The sequence below is a fragment of the Blastococcus brunescens genome, assembly GCF_035320885.1.
GTDB lineage: Bacteria > Actinomycetota > Actinomycetes > Mycobacteriales > Geodermatophilaceae > Blastococcus_B > Blastococcus_B brunescens.
The window spans coordinates 3462036-3482265 of the sequence record NZ_CP141261.1; the positions used below are offsets into that span (position 1 = coordinate 3462036).

Sequence of the window (20230 nt, forward strand, 5' to 3'; positions counted from 1 at the left end):
CCGGCCACCTGCGCGGACGGGTCGACGTCCTGGTCGCCAACGTGCCCTACGTCCCGAGCGCCGCCGTCGCCCTCCTGCCGCCGGAGGCCGGGATCACGAGCCCCGGGCCGCGCTCGACGGCGGGGACGACGGGCTGGACGTCGCCCGGCGGGTGGCCGCCGGTGCCGGCGACTGGCTGGTGCCGGGCGGCTCGTTCCTCTTCGAGGTCGGCGAGGCGCAGGTACCGGCCGCGACGGCGATCGCCGCCTCCGCCGGCCTGCTCCCGCGGGTCGTGTCCGACGAGGACACCGGTGCGACGGTCGTCGTCGGGACCTCCCCGGCAACTGAGGGGTCAGAGGCCGCGGTCGGCGCTGTCCTGCCACCACGAGCGCAGGTCCGACAGCCCGTCGGTGCCGCCGCCGCGCAGTTCCGCGAAGCCCTGGACGCCGAGGTCCTCCCAGTACCAGCGGAGCTGCGGATCGCCGTCGCCGTCCACGCTGCACACGAGCCGCCCCAACTGCTCGTCGTCGAAGCTCTCCAGCTGCACCCAGCCCTCCGGGGTGTCGGCGCTCCCGCAGTCGTAGACGTTCTCGAGCTGGGGCACCTCGAGGTCCCGGACAACGAGCGCCACCGCCGCCTCGGCGCCGTCGCCCGCGTGGACGGTGTAGGTCGCCGCCGGGAAGCCCTCGGACTGCCCGGCGGCCGGGCAGCTGAGCACGTACAGCTCGTCCCCTCCGGGGACCCGACGCTGCAGCCGCCGCGCTGCAGGTCGCCGGGGAGGGCGAACCACACCAGCCGCTCGGCCGCGTCCTGCCGGCCGTCGCGGGCGTCGTCGACCCGGCGGTCGAGGACGACGAGGACGACGGTCAGCAGCACGACCGCGGCCAGCGCGGCGGTCGCGACGATCCACGGCGCCCAGGAGGCCAGGCCCCGCCGCCGTGCCGCCGGAACACTCGCGGGCGGGGACGCCGGTGGTACGGCGCCGGCGTCGCGGACGCGCTCGTGCCGGGTGGGTGTCCGTACGCCGGCGCCCCCACCACGCCGACCGCCGTCGGTCCGTCGTCCCGCGGTGGCAGCGGGACGCCGCTGGCGGCCAGGGCGACACGCGCGGCCGCCGCCAGCTGGCCGGCCGTCTGCCACCGCTGCGCCGGGTCCTTGGCCAGTCCGCGCAGGACGACGCCGTCCAGCGGAGCCGGGAGCGTCGGGACCAGCCGCGACGGCGGCACCGGTTCCTCGTGCAGGTGCGCGTACATGAGGGCCTGCGGCTCCCTGACGGGAAGGGGCGGCGACCGATCAGCAGCTCGTAGAGCACGCAGGCCAGGGAGTAGACGTCGGACCGGGCGTCGGGCGGGTTCGCCGCGAACCGCTCAGGCGCCATGTACTCGGTGCTGCCGATCGCCGTGCCCGTGGCAGTGAGCGCCGGTCCGGTGCCCTCGTCGGCCACCCGCGCGATGCCGAAGTCCGCGAGGTACGCGAAGTCCTCGCCGGCCGCGGAGGTGGCGAGGTCGCCGCCGTCGGCCCGCGGGACCAGGAGCACGTTGGACGGCTTCACGTCGCGGTGCACCAGCCCGCCGGCGTGCGCGGCGTCGAGGGCCCGGGCGATCTGACCGATCAGGTCGACGGCCCGCGCGGGGTCCATCGGACCGCCCCGGCGCAGCAGCGAGTCGAGGTTCTCGCCCTCGACCAGCCGCATGTCGAGGAACAGCTGGCCGTCGACCTCGCCGAACCGGTGGATCGGGATGACGTGCGGCTCGTTGAGCCGCGCGGCGATCTGGGCCTCCCGCCGGAACCGGCTGCGGTAGCTCTCGTCCTGCGCCCACTGGGGGTGCAGCACCTTGAGGGCCACGTCCCGCTCGTGCTCGGCGTCGTGGGCGCGCAGGACCTGGCCCATGCCGCCCGTGCCGAGGACCCCGAGGACCCGGTACGGGCCGAAGTGCTCCCCGGGGGCGTGCTCACCGGCTGTCCCGCGGGAGCCGGGCCAGCTCCCGCCACAGGTGTGCCGCCGCCTCCGCGCCGCGGTGCAGCATCGGCAGCAGGACGCGCTCGTTCGGGGAGTGGATGCGGTCGGTGGGCAGGCCGGCGCCGAGGAAGAGCAGCGGTGCGCCCAGCGCCTCGACCAGGTCCGCCTCCGGTCCGCTGCCGCCCTCGCGGGTGAGGAGCACGTCCTCGGCCGGGGTGTCGAAGGCCTGCCCGATCGCCCGCAGGAGGCCGTCCATGGCCGGGGAGTCCAGGTCGCTCGAGCACGGGGAGACGCCGCCGGGCGGGGTGTGCACCTCGGCCTCGATGCCGGCGGGGACGTTCGCCTCCACCCAGGCCTTCAGCTGCGGTCCGACGTCCGCAGGGCGTTGGTCGGAGACGAGCCGGAAGGTGACCTTGGCGTGCGCCTCGGCCGGGATGATCGTCTTGTGGCCGGGGCCGGTGTAGCCGCCCCACATGCCGTTGACCTCGGCGGTGGGCCGGGCGCCGGTGCGCTCCAGCGTGCTGAAGCCCGCCTCGCCGTAGGTGGCCCGGGAGGCGGCGGGGCCGGCCAGCCAGGCCTGCTCGTCGAAGGGCACGCGGCTCATGATCTCGCGCTCGCGATCGGACAGCGGGCGCACCTTGTCGTAGAACCCGGGCAGCGTGACCCGGCCCTGCTCGTCGTGCAGCTTGGCCAGCAGCTCGGCCATCGCATGCAGGGGTTGGGGACGGCGCCGCCGAAGGAGCCGGAATGCAGGTCGACCTTCGGCCCGCGCAGCGTGATCTCCGCGTCGGCGAGCCCGCGCATGGCCGTGACCGCGCTCGGCACGTCGGGGGCAGCCATGCCGGTGTCGCTCACGACGACGACGTCGCAGTCGAGCCGGTCGCGCCTCTCCTGCAGGAGTGCGGCGAAGTGCGGGGAGCCGGACTCCTCCTCGCCCTCGATCAGCAGCTTCACCGTGACGCCGGGGGTGTCGCGGTCGGTGGCGGCGAGGTGGGCGCGCAGGCCGAGCAGGTGCACGATCAGGACGCCCTTGTCATCGCTCGCGCCTCGACCGTGCAGCTCCGGGCCGTCCGGGCCGTCGACCCGCGTGGGCTCGAAGGGCGGGTGCACCCACAGCTCCGGCGGGTCGACCGGCTGGACGTCGTGGTGTCCGTAGACCAGCGCGACCGGGGCGTCCGGGTCCGACGACGGCCATTCTGCGAAGACGGCCGGGGCGCCGGGCGTCGGCCAGATCTCGACCGTCGGGAACCCGGTGCGGCGCAGCGCCTCGGCCAGCCACTCGGCGCTCGCGGCGACGTCGGGAGCGTGCGCGGGATCGGCGGAGATCGACGGGATGCGCACCCACGCCTCGAGGTCGGCGTGCAGGTCGTCGAGGTGGTCGAGGACGAAATCGCGTTCCGGACTGCTGCTCACGACGGCCGACGGTAGTGGCGTCGGCGGGGTCTTCGCGTCCGGCTAGCGTCCGGGGCATGTCTGGAGAGCTGTTGCGCACCGACGTCGGCGACCTGACCTTCGACGTGCGCGTCGACGGTCCGGAGGACGGGCGGCCGGTGCTGCTGCTGCACGGCTTCCCGCAGACGTCGGCGTCGTGGTCTGCGGTGACGCCGCTGCTGGCCCAGGCCGGCCTGCGGACCTACGCGCCCGACCAGCTCGGCTACTCCCCGGCGCGCGGCCCGGCGAGGTCGAGGCGTACTCGATGCAGAACCTGGCGCAGGTGACCGCCGACCTGATGACGGCGCTGGAGATCCCGGCCGCCGACGTGGTCGGGCACGACTGGGGGCGAACGTCGCCTGGACGCTGGCCGCCTGGCACGCCGACCGCGTCCGCTCCCTGACGGCGGTGTCGGTGCCGCACCCCGCCGCGTACACGGTCGCCTACCGCGCGGACCCCGAGCAGAAGGAGCGGTCGTCCTACATCCGGCTGTTCTGGCAGGCGGGCAAGGCCGAGGAGGTGCTGCTCGCCGACGATGCGCGCCGGCTGCGCCGCATGCTGTCCGGCGGTGAGCAGGACAGCGGGGTGCCGGCGGAGGCGATCGACGAGTACGTGGCGGTGCTGTCGGCACCGGGCGCGCTGACCGCCGCGCTGAACTGGTACCGGGCGATGAGCTCGGACACCCGCGTGGATCCGGTCGAGGTGCCGACGACCTACGTCTGGAGCGACCAGGACATGGCGATCGGGCGAACTGCGGCCGAGGCCTGCGCGAACTTCGTGACCGGCGACTACCGCTTCGTCGAGCTGCCCGGGATCACGCACTGGATCCCGGAGCAGGCGCCGGAACAGCTGACGCGCGCGATCCTGGACCGCATCGCGACCGCCTGACGGACGGGCCGCGGCAGCAGCTGCGAGACTCGGTCTCAGCTCTGGGCCGACTCCTCGTCGACGCAGAGGATGTTGCCCTCGCTGTCGCGGAACCACGCAGCTCGGCCCATGCCGGGCATCATGGCGATCTCGCCGTTCCACTCGACGCCGGGCATGTCGTAGATCTCGAACTCGACCCCCTTGGCCTTGAGGGCGCGGACCTCCGACTCGACGTCGGCGACGTGCCACTGCGCGATCGTGTGTTCGGCCTTCCCTGCGTAGGCGGTTCGGTAGACGTTGAACCTCGTCCCACCGGCCGTCTCGTAGGCCAGCGCCTCGCCGCCGAACTCCCGCCGCGGCGTCAGACCGAGCTTGTCGGAGTAGAAATCCCGTGCCCGGTCGAGATCGCTCGCCGGGATGTTCGCCTCGACCCTGCTGTCGCTCAGCATGGCAGTTCCTCGAACCTCGGACGGTCCCCCGCGACGACGTCCCACAGGCTAGTCCCGCCTGGGCGGCGGCGGAACGGCCGAAGTGCCCGTGACCAGATCGAGCAGCCCGACCTCGTCGAGCAGGTCGACGGGGCGCAGCGTCACCCCGGCCGCGACGTGGTGGAAGCCTGCGCTCACCCGCTCGACGGGGACGCCGGTGAGCCGCGACCAGCCGAGCCGGTAGGCGGCCAACTGCACCGCCGCGGCGGCGAGCTCGGCACCCGACGGCGGCGGCCCCGTCTTCCAGTCGATGACCTCGAAGCCGCCGTCGGCGTCGGCGTAGACGGCGTCGATCCGCCCGCGCAGGGTCAACGGCCCGAGCGGCGTCTCGAAGGGCACCTCCACCTCGGCGGGCTGGCGGTCGGCCCATTCACTGGCGAGAAACGCCTCCTGCAGCTCGGCCAGGGCGCCGTCCGGAGCCGCGAACTCGTCACCGGACCCGGGCAGCTCGTCGAGGTCGACCAGCTTCGCGGCACCGAAGCGCTCCTCCAGCCAGGCGTGGAACGCCGTGCCCCGGCGCGCCTGCGGCGCCGGTGCCGCGGGCATGGGGCGGCGCAGCCGGCGGGCCAGATCGGCCGGGTCGCGGCGCAGTGCGACCAGGGCGGATACCGACAGGTGCGAGGGCAGCGGCACGTCGACCGTCGGGCTGGCGTGCCGAGCCCGTTCGCGCAGGAGCAGGTCGGCGTCGCGCACCCACTGCTCGACCAACGGGTCGCCGCCGTCCAGGACCTGCTCGGGGTCGAGCGGGTGCGGAGCGGCCGCGGTGACCAGCTCGGCCGCCGCGGTGAGCGCCCGGCGCCGACCGGAGGAGAGCGGGTCGGCGGGCCAGATGCCCACCGGCCACTCCGCCAGCGCCGGGTTCGTCGCGTCGTCGGCGGGCGGCTCGGCCCAGTGCACGATGGTGCCGGCGCCGTCCTCGCACGCCTGCCGCGCGGTAAGCAGCAGCGACGACGGTCCGCACGGCTTCACGCCGTCCCGCCACCAGCTCCCCGAGCACAGCAGCAGGTGCCGGGCGCGCGTGACGGCGACGTACCCGAGGCGGATCTCCTCGGCGGTGCCGAAGTCCTTCCACTCCTGGACGTACTCCTCCAGCGCCTGCTTGACGACCGCCTGGTCACCGGAGCCGGGAACGGGCAGCCGCAGCCGGGGCAGCTCCTCGCGGTCGGTGAGCCGCAGGTCGGCCGGCACGTTGCCGGGGTCGCGGATCCAGGAGTCGCTGGTGTCGGCCTTCGACGGGAACTGGTCGGTGGTCAGCCCCGGGACGGCGACGACGTCCCACTCCAGGCCCTTGGCCGAGTGGCCGGTGAGCAGCTGCACCGCCTCGGGGTTCACCGCCACCTCGCCCGGTTCGAGTCCGCGCTCGCGCTCCTCGGCGTCGCGCAGGTACCCGAGGAACGCGGGCAGCGACGGCAGCTCGGCCAGCTCGGTGAACTCAGCGGCGACCCCGTGGAGCGCGTCGAGGTGCGCCCGCGCCCCGGCCGGACTCGCCCCGGGCGCGCTGGCGAGCTCCGTCTCCAGACCGAGGGTGCGGGCGACCTCGTCGACGAGGTCGGGCAACGACTCGCTCAACCGGTTCCGGAGGTGGCCGAGCTCCTGGCCCAGCCGCCGCAGCCGCCGGTACCCGGCCTGCGAGTACGCGTCCGGACCGCCGAGATCGTCCAGCGCCTCGACGATGCTGCCGCGCTCGGCCGGCGCCTCGACAGCCGGCGCGCCCACCGCGGGCTCGGCGGGCGCGGGTCGGCGCGAGTGGACGAGCGACCGTGCCCGCGCCTCGAGCGCGGCCAGGTCGCGGGGACCGATGCGCCAGCGGGCACCGGTGAGCAGCCGGCCGAGCGCGTCGCCGGCGGTCGGGTCGACCAGCACGGTGAGCGTGGCGATGACGTCGGAGACCTCGGGCACCTCGAGCAGGCCACCCAAGCCCACGACCTCGACCGGCAGACCCCGCTCGCGCAGGGCCGCCGCGATGCCGGGCAGCTGCTTCCGGGCGCGCACCAGGACCGCCACGGTGGGGCGCTTTCCGCCGTCGGCCACCGGGAACGCCGGATCCTCGCCCTTCCAGCAGCCAGCCAGTCGGTCGGCCAGCGCCTCCGTCTCCTCCGCGACCGTGTCGTAGAGACCGACGGTGACAGCGCCCCGCCCGGCGGTCGGCGCGGGGGCGAGATCGGGCAGCGGCTGGTCGGGGGCGGCAGCATCCCGGAGACCGCGTTGGCGACGGCGAGGACGGCGTCGTCGTTGCGCCAGCTGGTGGCCAGGGTCAGCCGCTCGGCCTGGCGGTCGGGCAGCCCGGGAAAGGTCCGGGCGAACCGCTCGATGGTCCCCGCCGACGCACCCCGCCAGCCGTAGATGGACTGCCGCGGGTCGCCCACGGCCAGCACCGGGTGGCCGGTCTCCCGGCCGAACAGCGCCTCCAGCATGCGGAGCTGACCGACGCTGGTGTCCTGGTACTCGTCGAGGAGCACCACCTTCCAGCGGGCGCGCTCCCGGCGGCCCACCTCGGCGGAGGCGACGGCGATCCGCGCCGCGTAGGCGACCTGATCGGCGTAGTCGATGGCACCCGCCGCCCGCTTGCGGGCCTCGAACGCCTCCACCAGCGGCAGCAGCGCGATGCGCGCCTTCTGCCGGGCGAGCATCTCCAGGACCGGCGCGTAGGGGCCCTTCTTGCGCGGCGCGTCCGGGTAGCCCCTGAGCTGCGACTCCAGCCGCGCCGTCCACGCCCGGAGGTCGGCCGGGCTGATGTCGTGCTCCCCAGGTCGGCCGCCAGCGCCAGCACGTCCTCGACGGTCGTGAGCAGCGTGAGCGGGACGTCGCTCATGTCGCCGGTGTAGGCGGTGACGACCTGCGCCGCCTGCCCCCAGCACATGGCCGGGCCGAGCACTCCGGCGCCGGGCTCGACACCGATCCGCAGCCCGTGCTCGGCGACCAGCGCGGCCGCGTACCCGTGGTAGGTCGAGACGGTCGGCTGGGCGATGTCCAGGCGCTCGCGGAGGTCGGGCTCGGTGTCACGATGCCGGGCCAGCGCTCCCAGCCGCAGCCGGATCCGCTCGTTGAGCTCGCTGGCCGCCTTGCGGGTGAATGTCAGGCCGAGGATCTCCTCGGGCGCGACGACGCGGTTGGCGACGAGCCAGGAGACGCGGGCGGCCATCGTCTCGGTCTTGCCCGACCCGGCGCCCGCCACGACGACGAGCGGCCGGTCGGCCGGCGCCTGGACCACGCGGGCCTGCTCGGGCGAGGGCGCGTAGGACAGCCCGCAGCGCTCCGCGACCTCGGCCGGGCTGAGCCAGCGGCGGACAGCGGGCTGCTGGGGTACGGCGTCGGTGAGCAGGTCGTCGAAGGACATCTGCTGAAGGACCCCGTTCTGCCCTCCGCTCGCAAGCTCGCGAGGGAACCCTGAACGGGGCCGACTGCGCGATGGAGTCACGCGGTCACCTGCCGGCCGGGCTCCTGCAACGGGCAGCTGCGCCGCGCGGGGCACCGGGAGCAGTGCGAGCCGGTGCGCACCTCGAAGGTGGCCGCGCCCATGCCCTCGCCGACCTGGGCGAGCAGCTCGCCGGCCCAGGTCTGGTCGACCGGCACGTCGGCGGGCAGCGGCTCCTGGTGCTGCTCCTTGGCCTTGGCACCGGTGCCGACCTGGAGCAACGCCGCCCCGCCAGGGACGGCGCCGTGGCCGCCGAAGGCACCCGCCGCGACCGCCACCTGGTAGGCCGCCAGCTGCCCGTGCTCCTCGGTGTTCTTCGCCGCGGTCTTCCCGGTCTTGAGGTCGACGACCACGAGTCGGCCCTCGGCGTCGCGCTCCAGCCGGTCGACCTGGCCCCGGATGCGGGCCCGGCCCACCGTCACGTCGAAGTCCTCCTCGGCGCCGAGCAGCTCGCGGCCGTTCGCCGCGTGCCAGCGGAGGAATTTGTCGAGCATCTCCTGGGCGGTGACCCGCTGCCGCTGGTCGGACCACCCGGGACCGAGGTCGAGCTGGTCGAGCTCCGCGGCGAGCACGGCCGGGGCCTCGACCGGCGGGAGCCCGTCGGCCACCTGCTGGGCGACCGCGTGCACGGCCGACCCGACCGTCCGGGTGGTGTCGGGCGACGCCTCCGCACCGACGGCGCCGAGCACCCATCGCAAGGGGCACCGCTGGAAGGTCTCGATGCCCGACGGGCGCACACGGACGGCGTCCTCCTCCGGCACCAGCGAGGCGTCGTCGGACAGCGGCGCCAGCCCCCACCAGCTGGTCGGCGCGGCGCCCGCCACCCCTCGTCGGCCAGCCGCCGCAGCACCGACGCGGCAGCCGAGCGGCGGTCCGACGGCGTCGTCGGATCGGTCAGCGCACGGCGCAGGTCGGCGACGAGGGCGGGCAGGGTCAGCGAACGGGGCAGCTCGGTGAGCGGCCGGCCGTCCTCCGGGGGCGGCGCGACGAGATCGAGGAAGCGGGAGGCGGTCGCTCCGGCGTCCGCGCCGTCGAGGGCACCCTCGACGGCGGTCACGACCAGCCGCTTCCGGGCGCGGGTGCAGGCGACGTAGAACAGCCGGCGCTCCTCGGCCAGGGCGAGGGTGCGTCGGTCGACCGCCGTGCCGTCGACCCCGAGGCCCGCTCCACCAGTTCCTCGGTGCCGAGCAGGGTGGAGCGCTCGCGCAGGTCGGGCCACACCCCTCCTGCACGCCGGCGACGCAGACGAGGTCCCACTCGAGGCCCTTGGAGGCGTGCGCGGTGAGCAGCCGGACGGTCTCCCCGCCACCGCGCGGGCCGCGCCGCTGTCGCCCGGGAGCTCCTGGGCGGAAAGGTGGGCGACGAACGCCCGCACATCGGCCGACGGCAGTCGGTCGACGAACCCGGCGGCGGCGTCGAAGAGGGCCACCACGGCGTCGAGGTCGCGGTCGGCCACGGCGCCCGAGGGCCGCCGGACGCGCTGGCCCGCGCCCAGCGCGAGGCCAGCCCGCTGGCCTGCCACATGGCCCACAGCACGTCCTCGGCCGTGCCGTCCTGGGCCAGCGCCACCCGGCCGGCGGACAGGACGGCAGCCACCCGCCGTGCCGGCCGGGCGACGTGTTCCGGCAGCGCGTCGAGCAGGGTGTCGTCGCCCAGTGCCAGGGACAGCGGGGCGCTCCGCTCGGCGGGGTCCACGCCCTGCTTGACCAGTGCGAGCCGCACGGCGCGCCGGAGCCGGCGCAGGTCGAGCACCGTGGCGCCGCCGAGCGGCGAGGCGAGCAGCGCCTCGGCGGCCGGCTCGTCCAGCCCGACCGCCGTCCCGTCGGCCTCCGGTCCTGACCCGGAGGCCGGCAGGAGGGCACCGAGGGCCATCAGCAACGGGGCGACGGCCGGCTGCCCGGCCAGTGGCAGGTCGTCCGACGAGACGGCGACCGGTACCCCGGCCGAGGCCAGTGCGCGGCGGAGCGGCCCGAGCGCCACGGAGGTGCGTACGACCACCGCCATCCGCGACCACGGCACACCCTCGAGCAGGTGGGCACGGCGCAGGACGTCGGCCAGGTAGGCGGCCTCGACCGCGGCCGAGCCGAAGACGTGCACCTCGCCCGTGCCGGGATCGGTCGCCTCGCCCGGGGCCAGCCGCCGGTGCTCCCAGGGACCGGGCAGCCCCTCGGCCACCGTGCGGCTGATCCGCAGCAGGTCCTCCCCGGAGCGCCGGCAGACCCCGAGCGACACGCGCGCCGCCCGCCGCCCGTCGGTGTGCCGGAACCGGTCGGAGAACTCGACGATGCCGCGCGGCTCGGCGCCGCGGAAGGCGTAGATGGCCTGGTCGGGATCGCCGACCGCGACCAGGTTGCCTCCCCGCCGGCCAGCAGCTCGAGCAGCTCGACCTGGGCCGGGTCGGTGTCCTGGTATTCGTCGACGAACAGCCAGCGGGCCCGCTCGCGCTCCTGGCGCAACAGTTCGGGGTCGCCGTCGAGCTCGGCGATGGCGGCGCGCACCAGTTCGGCCGGGTCGTAGCCGGACGCGTCACCACGCCCGACCGTGGCGAACGTCGTCACGTTCTCGTACTGCTCCTGGAAGGCGGCGGCCAGCACCCAGTGGTCGCGCCCCGTCTCCCGCCCCCAGGACGCCAACCGGTCCGAGCCCACGCCGCGCTCGGTGGCGCGCATGAGCAGGTCGCGCAGCTCCGCACGGAAACCGGCCGTGCCGAGCGCGGGCGTGAGGGCATCGGGCCAGCGGACCGCGCCTTCCTCCTCGGCGTCGCCACGGAGCAGCTCGGCGACGACGGCGTCCTGCTCGGCCGAGGTGAGCAGGCGGGGCGGCGCGTCGCCCCGCAGCAACGCGGCCCGGCGCAGGACCCCGTAGGCATAGGAGTGGAACGTGCGGGCCAGCGGCTCGCGGATGGTGCGCGCCACCCGGCCGGTGATGCGCGTGCGCAGCTCGGCGGCGGCCTTGCGGCTGAAGGTCAGGACGAGGATCTGCTCGGGATCGATCCCCGCGTCGATCCGCGCGGCCACGGCCTCGACGATCGTCGTCGTCTTGCCCGTTCCCGGGCCGGCGAGGACCAGCAGCGGGCCGGACCCGTGATCGACGACCGCCTGCTGCGTGGGGTCGAGCTGTGGCGCGGTGGGTCGAGGGGCCTCACCGGTGACCAGCCGGTAGACCGGCGTCGTTCCCCCTGTGCCACCCCCGATGGAATCACGGCGGACCGACAGTTCGGGTGCGGCTGGGACGAGTCGGGAGCCCTGCTGCGACCCGGGTCTCAGATCAGGGCGAGCACTGCCTCGAGCTGACCGGCCTCGAGCATCAGGTCGGCCGCGGTCGTCAGCCAGCCGGCGACCTGCAGCAACGGCCACTCGCCCTCGGTGTCGAGGGATGCCGTCGCCGCGACGAGCCCGGCCTGGGCCACGGCGCTGCACGCGATGTTGTTCATGCCCAGGTCGTCGGCAGCTGCGGCCCCGAGCTGAAGGCAATACCAGGAAATGGTCCGTGCGGGGCAGCCGGACACGCGCCGGCAACACGGCGGTCAGGCCTGGTCACCGCCGAGCTCGAGCAGGAGCGTGCCCGGGTGCCCGCCCGGCTCCACCGGCGCGAAGCCGACCCGCTCGTAGAGCCGCCGGGCAGGGTTGCCCGCCTCCACGCTCAAGCTCAGTGCACTGAGGGACAGGCGCCGCGCCTCGCGCACTGCCGCGTCCAGCAGCGCTGCACCCAGTCCGGCGCCGCGGTAGCCGGGCAGCACGCACACACTCAGCTCGGGCACGCCTGCCCGGACGAAGCCGTAGCCCGGGACGTCGGCAGGGAAGTTCGTCACCCACACCACTCCAGTGGGCTCGGACCCGACGGTGGACACGAACCCGAAGTCGGGGGCGAGCGGTAGTAGGCCGCCAGGTGCGGATCGGCGTCCACGTGCGCCAGGGTGAACCGTTGCCGGCACCAGTTCAGGTTCAACCACGTCGCGACGCGGAGCAGGAAGGCGTCCGAGGCCTGCAGGGGCCTCACGGCCAGCGGACGGTGGACAGCACGACCCGACCGTCGCGCACGGGCACGCCTTCCGCGGCGAGCATCTCCAGCTGCCGCACCCGGACCGGCTCGGCCGCCGAGCCGTCGGCGCGCACCACCCGGTACCAGGGCACCGCACCACCGCCGGACGAGAGCGCCCGCGCGACCCGGCGCGGGCCGATGCCGACCAGCTCACCGATGGCGCCGTAGGTGCTCACCCGGCCGGCCGGGATCTGGTCGACGACGTCGAACACCGCCTCGTCGACGTCGGCCGGGTCGAGGGGCACGCGTCGATCATGGCAACGATCAGCCGCGGCGGCCGAAGCGGGCCAGCAGCCGGGTCTGCGGCGGAGCCGACGGCGGGACGTCCAGCGGCGGGTCGAACAGCCCCGGGACGCCGTCGTCCGGGAGCCGGTCGGCGTAGACCAGAGCCGCGGTGACGAGCTCGCCGTCCAACCGGGTGTCGCCGCCGATCGCCGACGCCAGGTCCCAGGCGTGCACCGTCAGGTCGGTGGCCATCTCGAAGATGTACTCCGAGGCCGGCATCGGGCCGCGGGAGAGGTGCACGGTGTGCCGGAGCGCGCCGTCCTGCGCGAAGGCCGAGAGCGCGCCGTCCGCGGCCGTCTCCCAGCCGGTGACCGGATCGTCGCCGAGCAGGTCGTCGGTGCTGTCGGGGAAGCGCCCGTCGATCAGGTCGTAGGGCTCACCGGCCAGCAGCGGGGTAACCCACAGCTGCTCGTTCACCAGGTGCGCGACCAGGTCGGCGACGGTCCAGCCGGGCAGCGACGGGTCGTCCCACTGGCCGGGTTCGACGGCGTCGACCCGGTCGGTGAACTCGTTCTGAGCGCGCTGGAAGAGCTCGAGCAGCTCGACCGGGGAGAAGTCGGACATGTCGTCATCCAACAGGCCGAGGGCCCGGCCCGCCTCCCCTGATGGGAAGCCGGACCGGGCCCTCGCGACGTGCTGGAGCGGCCCCTCGCAGGGTCCCGACCCGAGCGGAGCGAGGGCCGGAGGGCGAGGGGTCCTTCTAGCTAGTAGGTGGGGAGCGCCTTGTCGATGCGGGTGGCCCACGCCGTCACGCCGCCCTGCACGTGCACGGCGTCTTTGAAGCCGGCCGCCTTGACCGCCGCCAGCGCCTCGGCCGAGCGGACGCCGGTCTTGCAGTGCAGCACGATCGGCTTGTCCTGGGGCAGCTGCGCCAGTGCCCGGCCGGACAGGATCTCGTCCTTGGGGATCAGCGTCGCGCCGGGGATGGAGACGATCTCGTACTCGTTGGGCTCGCGGACGTCGATCAGCTCGAAGTCCTTGCCGGCGTCCATCATGTCCTTGAGCTCGTCGACGGTGATCGTCGAGCCGGCCGCCGCCTCCTGGGCCTCGACGGAGACGACGCCGCAGAAGGCGTCGTAGTCGATGAGCTCCGTGATCGGCTCGCCCTCCGGGTCCTTGCGGACCTTGATCTCGCGGAAGGTCATCTCCAGGGCGTCGTAGACCATCAGCCGGCCGAGCAGGGTCTCCCCGATGCCGGTGATGAGCTTGACGGCCTCGGTGGCCTGGATGGCGCCGACGGTCGCGCACAGCACGCCGAGCACGCCGCCCTCGGCGCAGCTCGGGACCATGCCGGGCGGCGGCGGGACCGGGTAGAGGTCGCGGTAGTTCGGGCCGTGCTCGTTCCAGAAGACCGACACCTGGCCGTCGAAGCGGTAGATCGAGCCCCACACGTAGGGCTTGTCCAGCAGCACGCACGCGTCGTTGACCAGGTAGCGGGTGGCGAAGTTGTCGGTGCCGTCGACGATGAGGTCGTACTGGCTGAAGATGTCGAGCACGTTGTCGCTGTCCAGCCGCGTCTCGTGCAGCCGGACGTCGATGAGCGGGTTGATCTCCTTGATGGAGTCGCGCGCGCTCTCGGCCTTGGACCGGCCCACGTCGGACTGCCCGTGGATGATCTGGCGCTGCAGGTTCGACTCGTCGACGGTGTCGAACTCGACGATGCCCAGCGTGCCGACACCGGCGGCGGCCAGGTACATCAGGACGGGCGACCCGAGACCGCCGGCGCCGACGGCGAGCACCTTGGCGTTCTTCAGTCGCTTCTGCCCGTCCATCCCGACGTCGGGGATGATCAGGTGGCGGCTGTAGCGGCGGACCTCCTCGATGGAGAGGTCGGCGGCGGGCTCCACCAGGGGTGGCAGGGACACGGATTGCTCCTCGGGTCTTCTCGACTGCGGCCCCGGAGGACCAGCGTTCACGCGGACAACAGCGTGACAGGCCACGCTCTTCCCGCCGCCGCCGGGAGGGACGCCGAAAAGCGGCTCAGGGGTCCGGGGTGACCCGCAGCGGCGGCAGCCCGACCACCTCGAAGGTGGCCGAGGCCAGGCCGATGCCGGCCTCGTCGAGCTCGGCCAGTAGCTCCCGGGCCATCAGGTCCTTGACGTCGCGCACCCCGTACACGCCGGTCAGGAAGCGGGCCGTGAGCTCCAGCCAGTTGTCGGTGAGCCGCCAGTACACCTTCGGCTCGAGGTCGGCGCCGCGGACGAAGTACTTCTGACGCATCTGGGCCAGCGCCGAGGCCGGCATGTCCTCGGCCGCGACGGTGTGCCGTCGCGCCGCCGCCAGCAGGATCGCCTCGGCCCGCGCGCGGTCGTCCTGATAACGGATCGGCAGGGTGACTTCCTCCCACAGGTAGGGAAGTCGCGGGTGTAGTTGTAGACCGCCTCGTCGAACACCTTGTCGTTGGTCACGGTCACCACGCGCCCGGTGTACTGCCGGCTCCTGACCCACTGCGCGGGATCCGCGTTCTGCACGGCGGGCGGCTGCCCCATCTCCATGATCGTGGTGCGGATGAAGCCCAGCGCGATGACGTCGCCCCGGACACCGCCCATCGTGATCCGGTCGCCGACGTTGAACGTGTCCCCACGGAGGATGACGACGTAGCCGGCGAGCGCCGTGATGACCTTCTGCAGCGCGAACGCCAGGCCCGCCGTGACCAGCCCGATTCCCGTGGCCAGGCGGGTCGGGTCGTCGAACCAGATCGACAGGAAGCCCAGGAACAGGAGGAGCGCCGCCACGAGGTTGATCGCCTGCCGGGTCCAGAATCTCGCCCGTTCGTGGTGCACGCCGCGCACGACGGTGCGGGCGAGAAAGCGGGCGGCCCACCGCAGGAGGAGCAGGAACAGCACCAGTCCGAGGGTGAGCAGCAGCTTGATGCCGTTCTCCTGGCTGAGGAACAGCAGTCGGATCTCCTGTCCGAACAGCTCGACGGTCATGGCCACAGTCTGCTGGGGCGGTCCGCGAGCGGCGGCCGGAGGCTCCCCGACGCGTGCGCGGAAACGGCTCAGCGCAACAGGGGAACGGCACGTGGCCGCGGTCGTCGCGCCGGAGGCGCGACAGATGTCATGGATAGGGCCAGGCGTTCTTCGCGCAGCCGCCGAGGCTGAGGGTCTGCTGGACCATGACCGGCGCGAGCTGCCCGGGACCGGGGCAGTCGACGTGACCGTTGCCCAGGACGTGCCCGACCTCGTGGTTGACGACGTACTGCCGATAGGTGGCGACGTCGCCCTCGTAGTGCGGGACTGCGGTGGCCCAGCGAGCCAGGTTGATGACCGCACGATCGCCGTAGCGGCAGGAGGTGTAGCCGCCCGTCCCGACCCCCGGGCAGTAGGTCTCCATGCTGCCCGGGCTGACCAGGCTGACGCGGAAGTCGAACTGCCCGGCCGCCACCTCCGCGGCGCCGACCCGCTGGAAGGAGTTCCGCCCTCCGCTGCCCCAGGACCGCGGGTCGCCGAGCGTGGCCTCCACGGCGCCCGCGAAGGGGGCGCCGGCGACGCCGATGCCGTCCTCCACCTCGACGATGAAGCGGCGCAGCGGACCGGTGCCCATGACCGCCGACGTGCCGTCGACGACCGTCAGGCTGCCTGCCCCCTGCTCCACGTAGGTCTCCACGCCCACGGTGGCCGGCGCCTCGGTCGGCGCCACGTCGCCCTCCGCGGGCGCGGTCGGGGTGGGTTCGACGGGCGGCGGGGTGGTGGGCGCGGACACGCTCGCCGGCGCAGCCGCCCCGTGGAGCCGGTCGGGACGCCGGGCGTGGTGAGGGCGAGGTCGGTCAGGACCACGATCGTGGCGATCGCCAGCAGGGGAACGGCGTACGCGCGCCACCCGTAGCGCAGCACGAAGCCGCGGAACCGGCCGGGTCGGGCACGGGCACTCGGGTGCGGACCGACCGGCTCGGGCAGACCCGGCCGGGCGACCAGCGGCCCCGGACGCTCGGCGGTGCGCACCGTCGAGCCGGGCGGCACCGGGCGCGCGGACGGAGGGGCCGGTGGCTCGGGGCGCACCCGGCGCACCTCACCGGGACCGCCGCCGGGCTCACGGCCGTCCGCGGGGCGTCCTCCCACAGGCCGCACTCGTGCTCCTCGTCCGTCCTCCGGTCTCAGCGGATCAGCGTCTCACGCTGGGTGGCTCGTCGACAGCAGCGTGCAGCTCTCGGCACGCCGCGGCATCCTCGACGAGCCCGAGCACCGCCCGGGCGGTGACCTCCGGCGCCTCCAGCATGGCCACGTGCCCGACCCGCTCCAGGACGGCCAGCCGGGCATCGGGGACGACGGAGGCCAACCGGGGCGCCATCGACGGGTCGACCAGCCTGTCGCGCGCACCCCACAGCACCAGCGTCGGCGGCCGGAGGGTGCGGGCCGCCCGCCAGGCGTTCGCCGCGCCCACCCGCAGGTAGGACGTGATGAGCCCGCGCATGCTGCGGGTCAGGGCGTGCCCGGCCCAGGGCTGCTCCACCCGCTCGCGCATCTCCTGCACCGCCTGGTCCACCCGCTCCGGTGGCACCCTCCCGGGCTCGCCGAAGCACATGCGGATCATCGCCCGCACGTTCTGCTCGGGCGTGATGGCCCCCATGCGGCGCGCGGCCAGCGAGGGGATGCCGGGTACGAGGAGCAGGAGCAGGGCGCGGCTGAACGCCGGCGGGACGCGGTAGACCGGCATCGCCGGTGACACCAGGGTGAGGGTCGCCACCAGGTCGGGCCGACGGGAGGCGACGAGGAGGCTGACCAGCCCGCCGAGCGAGTTGCCGAGCAGGTGCACCGGCCGCCTGTGCGCCTCCCCGGCTGGGCGACGACGTGCTCGAGGACGTCGATCACCGCGCGGACGTGGCCGCGGACGGAGTACCGCCCCCGCGGGGCGGCTGCGACCGGCCGAAGCCCGGCAGGTCGAGCGCCCAGCCGTCGAACCGGACGGCGAGCAGCCCGGCGAGATCGGTCCAGTTCGTGGACGCGCCCCCGAGGCCGTGGACGTAGAGCGCCCGCTCCCGGGGAGCGTCGCTCCCCGTGCCGGCGACCGGGCCGGTCCACGCGGTGGTGCGGACGAAGACCTCGCCGCCGGAGACCGGCAGCAGCTCTCCCGGCCAGGGCGGGAGCAGCGAGGTCAGCTCGGGCAGCGGGGTCGTCGACGGACGGGCGGCCGGCACATCGGCCGCCTCGACGTGGAGCGGCGGGGCCTCGGACATCCACTCGACGGTAATCGCAGGCCGTCCGGCATGCGGTGGGGAACCCGCCGGTAACATCCCCCTGCCATGCAGCCGACTCCTCCCGCCACCGTGAACAACCGGCGCACGTCCCGGCTCCCCGGGGTGCCCGGCGGTTGCAGCTGCTCCGTGCCGCCCAGGACGTCTTCGTGGCCCAGGGCTTCCACGCCGCGGCCATGGACGACATCGCCGACCGGGCCGGGGTCAGCAAGCCGGTGCTCTACCAGCACTTCCCCGGCAAGCGGGAGCTGTACCTGGCGCTGCTGGAGGAGCACGTCTCGGAGCTGGCCGACCGCGTCGCCCAGGCGATGGGCGGCACCGACGACAACCGGGCCCGCGTCGACGGCGCCGTGGGAGCGTACTTCGACTTCATCGATGCCGAGGGCGAGGCCTTCCGGCTGGTCTTCGAGTCCGACCTGCGCAACGACGCCGACGTCCGGGCGATCGTCGACCGGGGCACGGGCGCCTGCGTCGAGGCGATCGCCGAGGTCATCGCGGCCGACACCGGCCTCGACCCCGAACGGGCACTGCTGCTCGCGTCAGGGCTGACCGGGCTGTCCGAGACCAGCGCGCGGTGGTGGCTGCCGCGCAAGGGGACCGTGTCCCGCGACGAGGCGGTCGCCCTGGTGTCCGCCCTGGCGTGGCGGGGCATCTCCGGCTTCCCGCGCGTCGACGGCGAGCAGTCCCCGACCTGACGAGCGCAGCGGGACCTGCCGGAGGCCGCGTTCGCTGACGGCGCACCGGCGCGGCGGGCCCCGGGCGCCGCCCCTGGGCTAGCGTGTGGTCAGTCGCGCGAACCGAGGAGGCATCGCCCACGTGGAAGTCAAGATCGGCGTCCAGCACTCCCCGGGAGCTGGTCATCGACAGCCCCAAGACCCCTGACGAGATCGCTGCAGATGTCGCCGCAGCCATGTCCGGCTCGAGCAAGGACGGCCTGCTGACCTTGGTCGACGAGCGGGGTCGTCGCGTCGTCGTCCCCGTCGACCGGATCGCCTACGTCGAGATCGCGCAGGCCGACCAGCGCCGGGTCGGCTTCATCGCCGGCGCGTAGTACCGCACGTCCCGACGGGGCGTCGTCCGCTACCCGCGGTCGGCGCCCCGTCGTCGTCGGTGGACCGGAGAGTTCGTCGTCGGTGGACCGGAGAGTTCGTCGTCACTGGACCGTGAGGTCCACGACGGTCCGCCAGTCCTCCCGCGGACCCGCGGTCTCGGCGACCAGGTCGGCGTAGACACCGGCCACGCGCTCCGGGGAGATCCGGCGATCCCCGTCCCCGACGAGGCCGCGGACGGTGACCGCCGCCACGTGGATCCCGTCGGGAGCCAGTGCCCGCGCCTGCACCTCGGCCAGCGCCCGCAGCGCCGCCTTCTGGACCCCGAGGCTCGCCATGGAGGGGACGGGCCGGTCCGCTGACCCACCGCCGGTGACCAGGACGGTGCCCGCTCCCCGCTCCCGCATCCCGGGCAGGACCGCGAGGACGGCCGTCTGCAGGCCCACCGCGCCCGCCGCGAGGTCACCCAGCAGATCGTCCGGCGCCAGGTCCGGGACGGCGGCCGACCGCCCCACCGACACGTTGTAGAGCAGGACGCCGACCGGCCCGAGCGCGGCCGTGAGCGACTCCACGGCCGGAGTCAGCGAGCGCGGGTCACCGGCATCCGCCGTCGTCCACTCCGTCCTGACCCCGCCCCCGCGCAGGGCACGGCCGACCTCGCCGAGCGGACCGTCCCGGCGGGCGACCAGGCCGACGGCGAAACCCTGCGCGCCCAGCCGGCGGGCGGTGGCCTGGGAGATGCCCGGTCCGGCCCCGACGACGAGCAGGTGGGGCGCCGTCATGGGTTGAGCCCCAGGGCCTTCATGCGTTTCGTGTGCGCGCTGGTGATGCGCTCGATCAGCCGGGCGACGCCGGAGAGGTCGCCGGTCCCGGCGATGATCAGCTCGGCCAGCCGGTCGTGCTCGGCGATGACCGCCTGCGACTGGCTCATCGCCTCGCCGACGAGCCGCCGTCCCCACAGGGACAGCCGGCCGGGGACCTTGCGGTCGGCCGTGATGGCCGCCCGCACCTCCCGGACGGCGAAATCGGCGTGGCCGGTGTCGGCGAGCACGTCCAGCACCAGGGCTCGGTCCGGGTCGGGGAGGAACGCGGCGATCTCGCGGTAGAAGTCGGTGGCCAGACCGTCACCGACGTAGGCCTTCACCAGTCCCTCGAGCCAGGTGCTGGGCCGGGTGCTCTCGTGGAAGGCATCCAACGCCGGCACGAAGGGGGCCATCGCCTCGCCGGGGTCCGCGCCGAGTTCGGCGAGGCGTTCGGTGAGCTGCGCGTGATGACCGATCTCCGCCGCCGCCATCTTCGCCAGCGCCGCCCGCCCGGCAAGCGTCGGGGCGAGCCGGGCGTCCTCGGCCAGCCGGTCGAACGCGGTGAGCTCGGCATAGGCGAGCGCGCCCAGCAGGTCCACGACGGCACCGCTGTCGACCGGGGTCGTCACACACATCTCCTGGGTTGCCGCGGGGCTGGTCACCGGCCGCAGAGGTGGCGCAGGTCACCTGCGACAGCGCGGCGCGCAGAGGCTAACCG

Annotated in this window: 25 protein-coding genes and 5 pseudogenes; 5 read left to right on the top strand and 25 right to left on the bottom strand. The window is 74.4% G+C overall.

Annotation, left to right across the window (positions count from 1 at the left end; genetic code table 11):
* Positions 1-93: 93 nt before the first annotated feature.
* From U6N30_RS23320 to U6N30_RS23335, 4 genes and pseudogenes are all read right to left on the bottom strand, one after another.
* Positions 94-288, bottom strand: a complete 195-nt coding sequence (locus tag U6N30_RS23320) for a hypothetical protein (RefSeq protein WP_324274146.1) — start codon at positions 286-288, stop codon at positions 94-96.
* A 43-nt stretch (positions 289-331) separates the two neighbouring features.
* Positions 332-1891: pseudogene (locus U6N30_RS23325) on the bottom strand (serine/threonine-protein kinase); the annotation flags it as partial.
* A gap of 40 nt (positions 1892-1931) precedes the next feature.
* Entirely contained in the window at positions 1932-2645 is a 714-nt protein-coding gene (locus U6N30_RS23330) for a peptidase dimerization domain-containing protein (RefSeq protein ID WP_324274147.1), read from the bottom strand.
* Positions 2540-3352 (bottom strand): M20/M25/M40 family metallo-hydrolase, encoded by an 813-nt coding sequence (locus U6N30_RS23335; protein ID WP_324274148.1) that lies wholly within the window; start codon positions 3350-3352, stop codon positions 2540-2542. Before U6N30_RS23335 ends, U6N30_RS23330 begins: the two co-directional genes overlap by 106 nt.
* Positions 3353-3408: 56 nt before the next feature.
* Here U6N30_RS23335 and U6N30_RS23340 point away from each other — a divergent pair, with 56 nt between their 5' ends.
* The 3 genes from U6N30_RS23340 to U6N30_RS23350 are packed head-to-tail and all read left to right on the top strand — an operon-like array spanning position 3409 to position 4258.
* Positions 3409-3657, top strand: coding sequence for an alpha/beta fold hydrolase (locus tag U6N30_RS23340; protein WP_324274149.1), 249 nt, complete (start codon positions 3409-3411; stop codon positions 3655-3657).
* A complete protein-coding gene (locus U6N30_RS23345; RefSeq protein WP_324274150.1) occupies positions 3636-3773 on the top strand; it encodes a hypothetical protein in 138 nt (45 codons plus the stop codon). Before U6N30_RS23340 ends, U6N30_RS23345 begins: the two co-directional genes overlap by 22 nt.
* A gap of 5 nt (positions 3774-3778) precedes the next feature.
* Positions 3779-4258: an alpha/beta fold hydrolase gene (locus U6N30_RS23350; protein WP_324274151.1), complete on the top strand. Its 480-nt coding sequence runs from the start codon at positions 3779-3781 to the stop codon at positions 4256-4258.
* Positions 4259-4293: 35 nt separating this feature from the next.
* Here the strand turns inward: U6N30_RS23350 and U6N30_RS23355 are convergent, their stop codons facing one another.
* The 19 genes and pseudogenes from U6N30_RS23355 to U6N30_RS23450 form a co-directional block, all read right to left on the bottom strand.
* Complete coding sequence (locus U6N30_RS23355) at positions 4294-4686, bottom strand: VOC family protein (RefSeq protein ID WP_324274152.1); 393 nt, start codon at positions 4684-4686, stop codon at positions 4294-4296.
* 48 nt (positions 4687-4734) lie between these two features.
* Positions 4735-6756, bottom strand: coding sequence for a 3'-5' exonuclease (locus U6N30_RS23360; protein WP_324274153.1), 2022 nt, complete (start codon positions 6754-6756; stop codon positions 4735-4737).
* A 314-nt stretch (positions 6757-7070) separates the two neighbouring features.
* A pseudogene (locus U6N30_RS23365) lies at positions 7071-7355 on the bottom strand (UvrD-helicase domain-containing protein); the annotation flags it as partial.
* Positions 7356-7672: 317 nt separating this feature from the next.
* Positions 7673-8062: pseudogene (locus U6N30_RS23370) on the bottom strand (UvrD-helicase domain-containing protein); the annotation flags it as partial.
* A 77-nt stretch (positions 8063-8139) separates the two neighbouring features.
* Entirely contained in the window at positions 8140-8964 is an 825-nt protein-coding gene (locus U6N30_RS23375) for a RecB family exonuclease (RefSeq protein WP_324274154.1), read from the bottom strand.
* Positions 8965-9218: 254 nt separating this feature from the next.
* Positions 9219-10154, bottom strand: a pseudogene (locus tag U6N30_RS23380) (hypothetical protein); the annotation flags it as partial.
* A gap of 308 nt (positions 10155-10462) precedes the next feature.
* Positions 10463-11472 (bottom strand): annotated as a pseudogene (locus U6N30_RS23390) (UvrD-helicase domain-containing protein); the annotation flags it as partial.
* Complete coding sequence (locus tag U6N30_RS23395) at positions 11403-11573, bottom strand: hypothetical protein (protein ID WP_324274155.1); 171 nt, start codon at positions 11571-11573, stop codon at positions 11403-11405. The pseudogene U6N30_RS23390 and the gene U6N30_RS23395, both read right to left, overlap by 70 nt.
* A 93-nt stretch (positions 11574-11666) precedes the next feature.
* Positions 11667-11951: a GNAT family N-acetyltransferase gene (locus U6N30_RS23400; RefSeq protein ID WP_324274156.1), complete on the bottom strand. Its 285-nt coding sequence runs from the start codon at positions 11949-11951 to the stop codon at positions 11667-11669.
* Positions 11948-12139, bottom strand: coding sequence for a hypothetical protein (locus tag U6N30_RS23405; RefSeq protein WP_324274157.1), 192 nt, complete (start codon positions 12137-12139; stop codon positions 11948-11950). Before U6N30_RS23405 ends, U6N30_RS23400 begins: the two co-directional genes overlap by 4 nt.
* On the bottom strand, positions 12136-12426 hold the full coding sequence (locus U6N30_RS23410) for an MGMT family protein (RefSeq protein WP_324274158.1): 291 nt from the start codon (positions 12424-12426) through the stop codon (positions 12136-12138). The genes U6N30_RS23405 and U6N30_RS23410 overlap by 4 nt, the downstream gene beginning before the upstream one ends.
* A 19-nt stretch (positions 12427-12445) precedes the next feature.
* Positions 12446-13042 carry a TIGR03086 family metal-binding protein gene (locus tag U6N30_RS23415; protein ID WP_324274159.1) on the bottom strand — a complete coding sequence of 199 codons (597 nt, stop codon included), beginning with the start codon at positions 13040-13042 and terminating at the stop codon, positions 12446-12448.
* A 128-nt stretch (positions 13043-13170) separates the two neighbouring features.
* Positions 13171-14331: an adenylyltransferase/sulfurtransferase MoeZ gene (moeZ, locus tag U6N30_RS23420; RefSeq protein WP_324274160.1), complete on the bottom strand. Its 1161-nt coding sequence runs from the start codon at positions 14329-14331 to the stop codon at positions 13171-13173.
* Positions 14332-14446: 115 nt separating this feature from the next.
* A complete protein-coding gene (locus U6N30_RS23425) occupies positions 14447-14641 on the bottom strand; it encodes a hypothetical protein (RefSeq protein WP_324274161.1) in 195 nt (64 codons plus the stop codon).
* The gene (locus tag U6N30_RS23430; RefSeq protein ID WP_324274162.1) at positions 14590-15399 is read right to left on the bottom strand and encodes a mechanosensitive ion channel family protein; all 810 of its coding nucleotides are present in this window, start codon (positions 15397-15399) and stop codon (positions 14590-14592) included. Before U6N30_RS23430 ends, U6N30_RS23425 begins: the two co-directional genes overlap by 52 nt.
* A 127-nt stretch (positions 15400-15526) precedes the next feature.
* Positions 15527-16108 carry a DUF3152 domain-containing protein gene (locus U6N30_RS23435; RefSeq protein ID WP_324274163.1) on the bottom strand — a complete coding sequence of 194 codons (582 nt, stop codon included), beginning with the start codon at positions 16106-16108 and terminating at the stop codon, positions 15527-15529.
* Complete coding sequence (locus U6N30_RS23440; RefSeq protein WP_324274164.1) at positions 16039-16467, bottom strand: hypothetical protein; 429 nt, start codon at positions 16465-16467, stop codon at positions 16039-16041. The genes U6N30_RS23435 and U6N30_RS23440 overlap by 70 nt, the downstream gene beginning before the upstream one ends.
* Before the next feature lie 103 nt (positions 16468-16570).
* Entirely contained in the window at positions 16571-17221 is a 651-nt protein-coding gene (locus tag U6N30_RS23445; RefSeq protein ID WP_324274165.1) for an alpha/beta fold hydrolase, read from the bottom strand.
* 52 nt (positions 17222-17273) lie between these two features.
* The gene (locus U6N30_RS23450) at positions 17274-17642 is read right to left on the bottom strand and encodes an alpha/beta fold hydrolase (protein ID WP_324274166.1); all 369 of its coding nucleotides are present in this window, start codon (positions 17640-17642) and stop codon (positions 17274-17276) included.
* Between the two features lie 134 nt (positions 17643-17776).
* Between U6N30_RS23450 and U6N30_RS23455 the strand changes: the two genes are divergently transcribed.
* Positions 17777-18355 (top strand): TetR/AcrR family transcriptional regulator, encoded by a 579-nt coding sequence (locus tag U6N30_RS23455; protein ID WP_324274167.1) that lies wholly within the window; start codon positions 17777-17779, stop codon positions 18353-18355.
* Between the two features lie 83 nt (positions 18356-18438).
* Positions 18439-18711: a DUF3107 domain-containing protein gene (locus tag U6N30_RS23460; protein WP_479690538.1), complete on the top strand. Its 273-nt coding sequence runs from the start codon at positions 18439-18441 to the stop codon at positions 18709-18711.
* A 102-nt stretch (positions 18712-18813) separates the two neighbouring features.
* Here U6N30_RS23460 and U6N30_RS23465 read toward each other — a convergent pair whose 3' ends face one another.
* Together U6N30_RS23465 and U6N30_RS23470 are read right to left on the bottom strand one after the other, a co-directional pair.
* Positions 18814-19491 carry an SDR family NAD(P)-dependent oxidoreductase gene (locus U6N30_RS23465; RefSeq protein ID WP_324274168.1) on the bottom strand — a complete coding sequence of 226 codons (678 nt, stop codon included), beginning with the start codon at positions 19489-19491 and terminating at the stop codon, positions 18814-18816.
* The gene (locus U6N30_RS23470) at positions 19488-20141 is read right to left on the bottom strand and encodes a ferritin-like fold-containing protein (RefSeq protein ID WP_324274169.1); all 654 of its coding nucleotides are present in this window, start codon (positions 20139-20141) and stop codon (positions 19488-19490) included. Before U6N30_RS23470 ends, U6N30_RS23465 begins: the two co-directional genes overlap by 4 nt.
* Positions 20142-20230: the final 89 nt, after the last annotated feature.

Excerpts from the sequence above, each read along its gene's own strand:
- U6N30_RS23330 (WP_324274147.1), bottom strand. The coding sequence starts at position 2,645 with ATGGCCGAGCTGCTGGCCAAGCTGCACGACGAGCAGGGCCGGGTCACG.
- U6N30_RS23340 (WP_324274149.1), top strand. The coding sequence starts at position 3,409 with ATGTCTGGAGAGCTGTTGCGCACCGACGTCGGCGACCTGACCTTCGAC.
- U6N30_RS23345 (WP_324274150.1), top strand. The coding sequence starts at position 3,636 with ATGCAGAACCTGGCGCAGGTGACCGCCGACCTGATGACGGCGCTGGAG.
- U6N30_RS23355 (WP_324274152.1), bottom strand. The coding sequence starts at position 4,686 with ATGCTGAGCGACAGCAGGGTCGAGGCGAACATCCCGGCGAGCGATCTC.
- U6N30_RS23395 (WP_324274155.1), bottom strand. The coding sequence starts at position 11,573 with ATGAACAACATCGCGTGCAGCGCCGTGGCCCAGGCCGGGCTCGTCGCG.
- U6N30_RS23430 (WP_324274162.1), bottom strand. The coding sequence starts at position 15,399 with ATGACCGTCGAGCTGTTCGGACAGGAGATCCGACTGCTGTTCCTCAGC.
- U6N30_RS23450 (WP_324274166.1), bottom strand. The coding sequence starts at position 17,642 with ATGTCCGAGGCCCCGCCGCTCCACGTCGAGGCGGCCGATGTGCCGGCC.
- U6N30_RS23465 (WP_324274168.1), bottom strand. The coding sequence starts at position 19,491 with ATGACGGCGCCCCACCTGCTCGTCGTCGGGGCCGGACCGGGCATCTCC.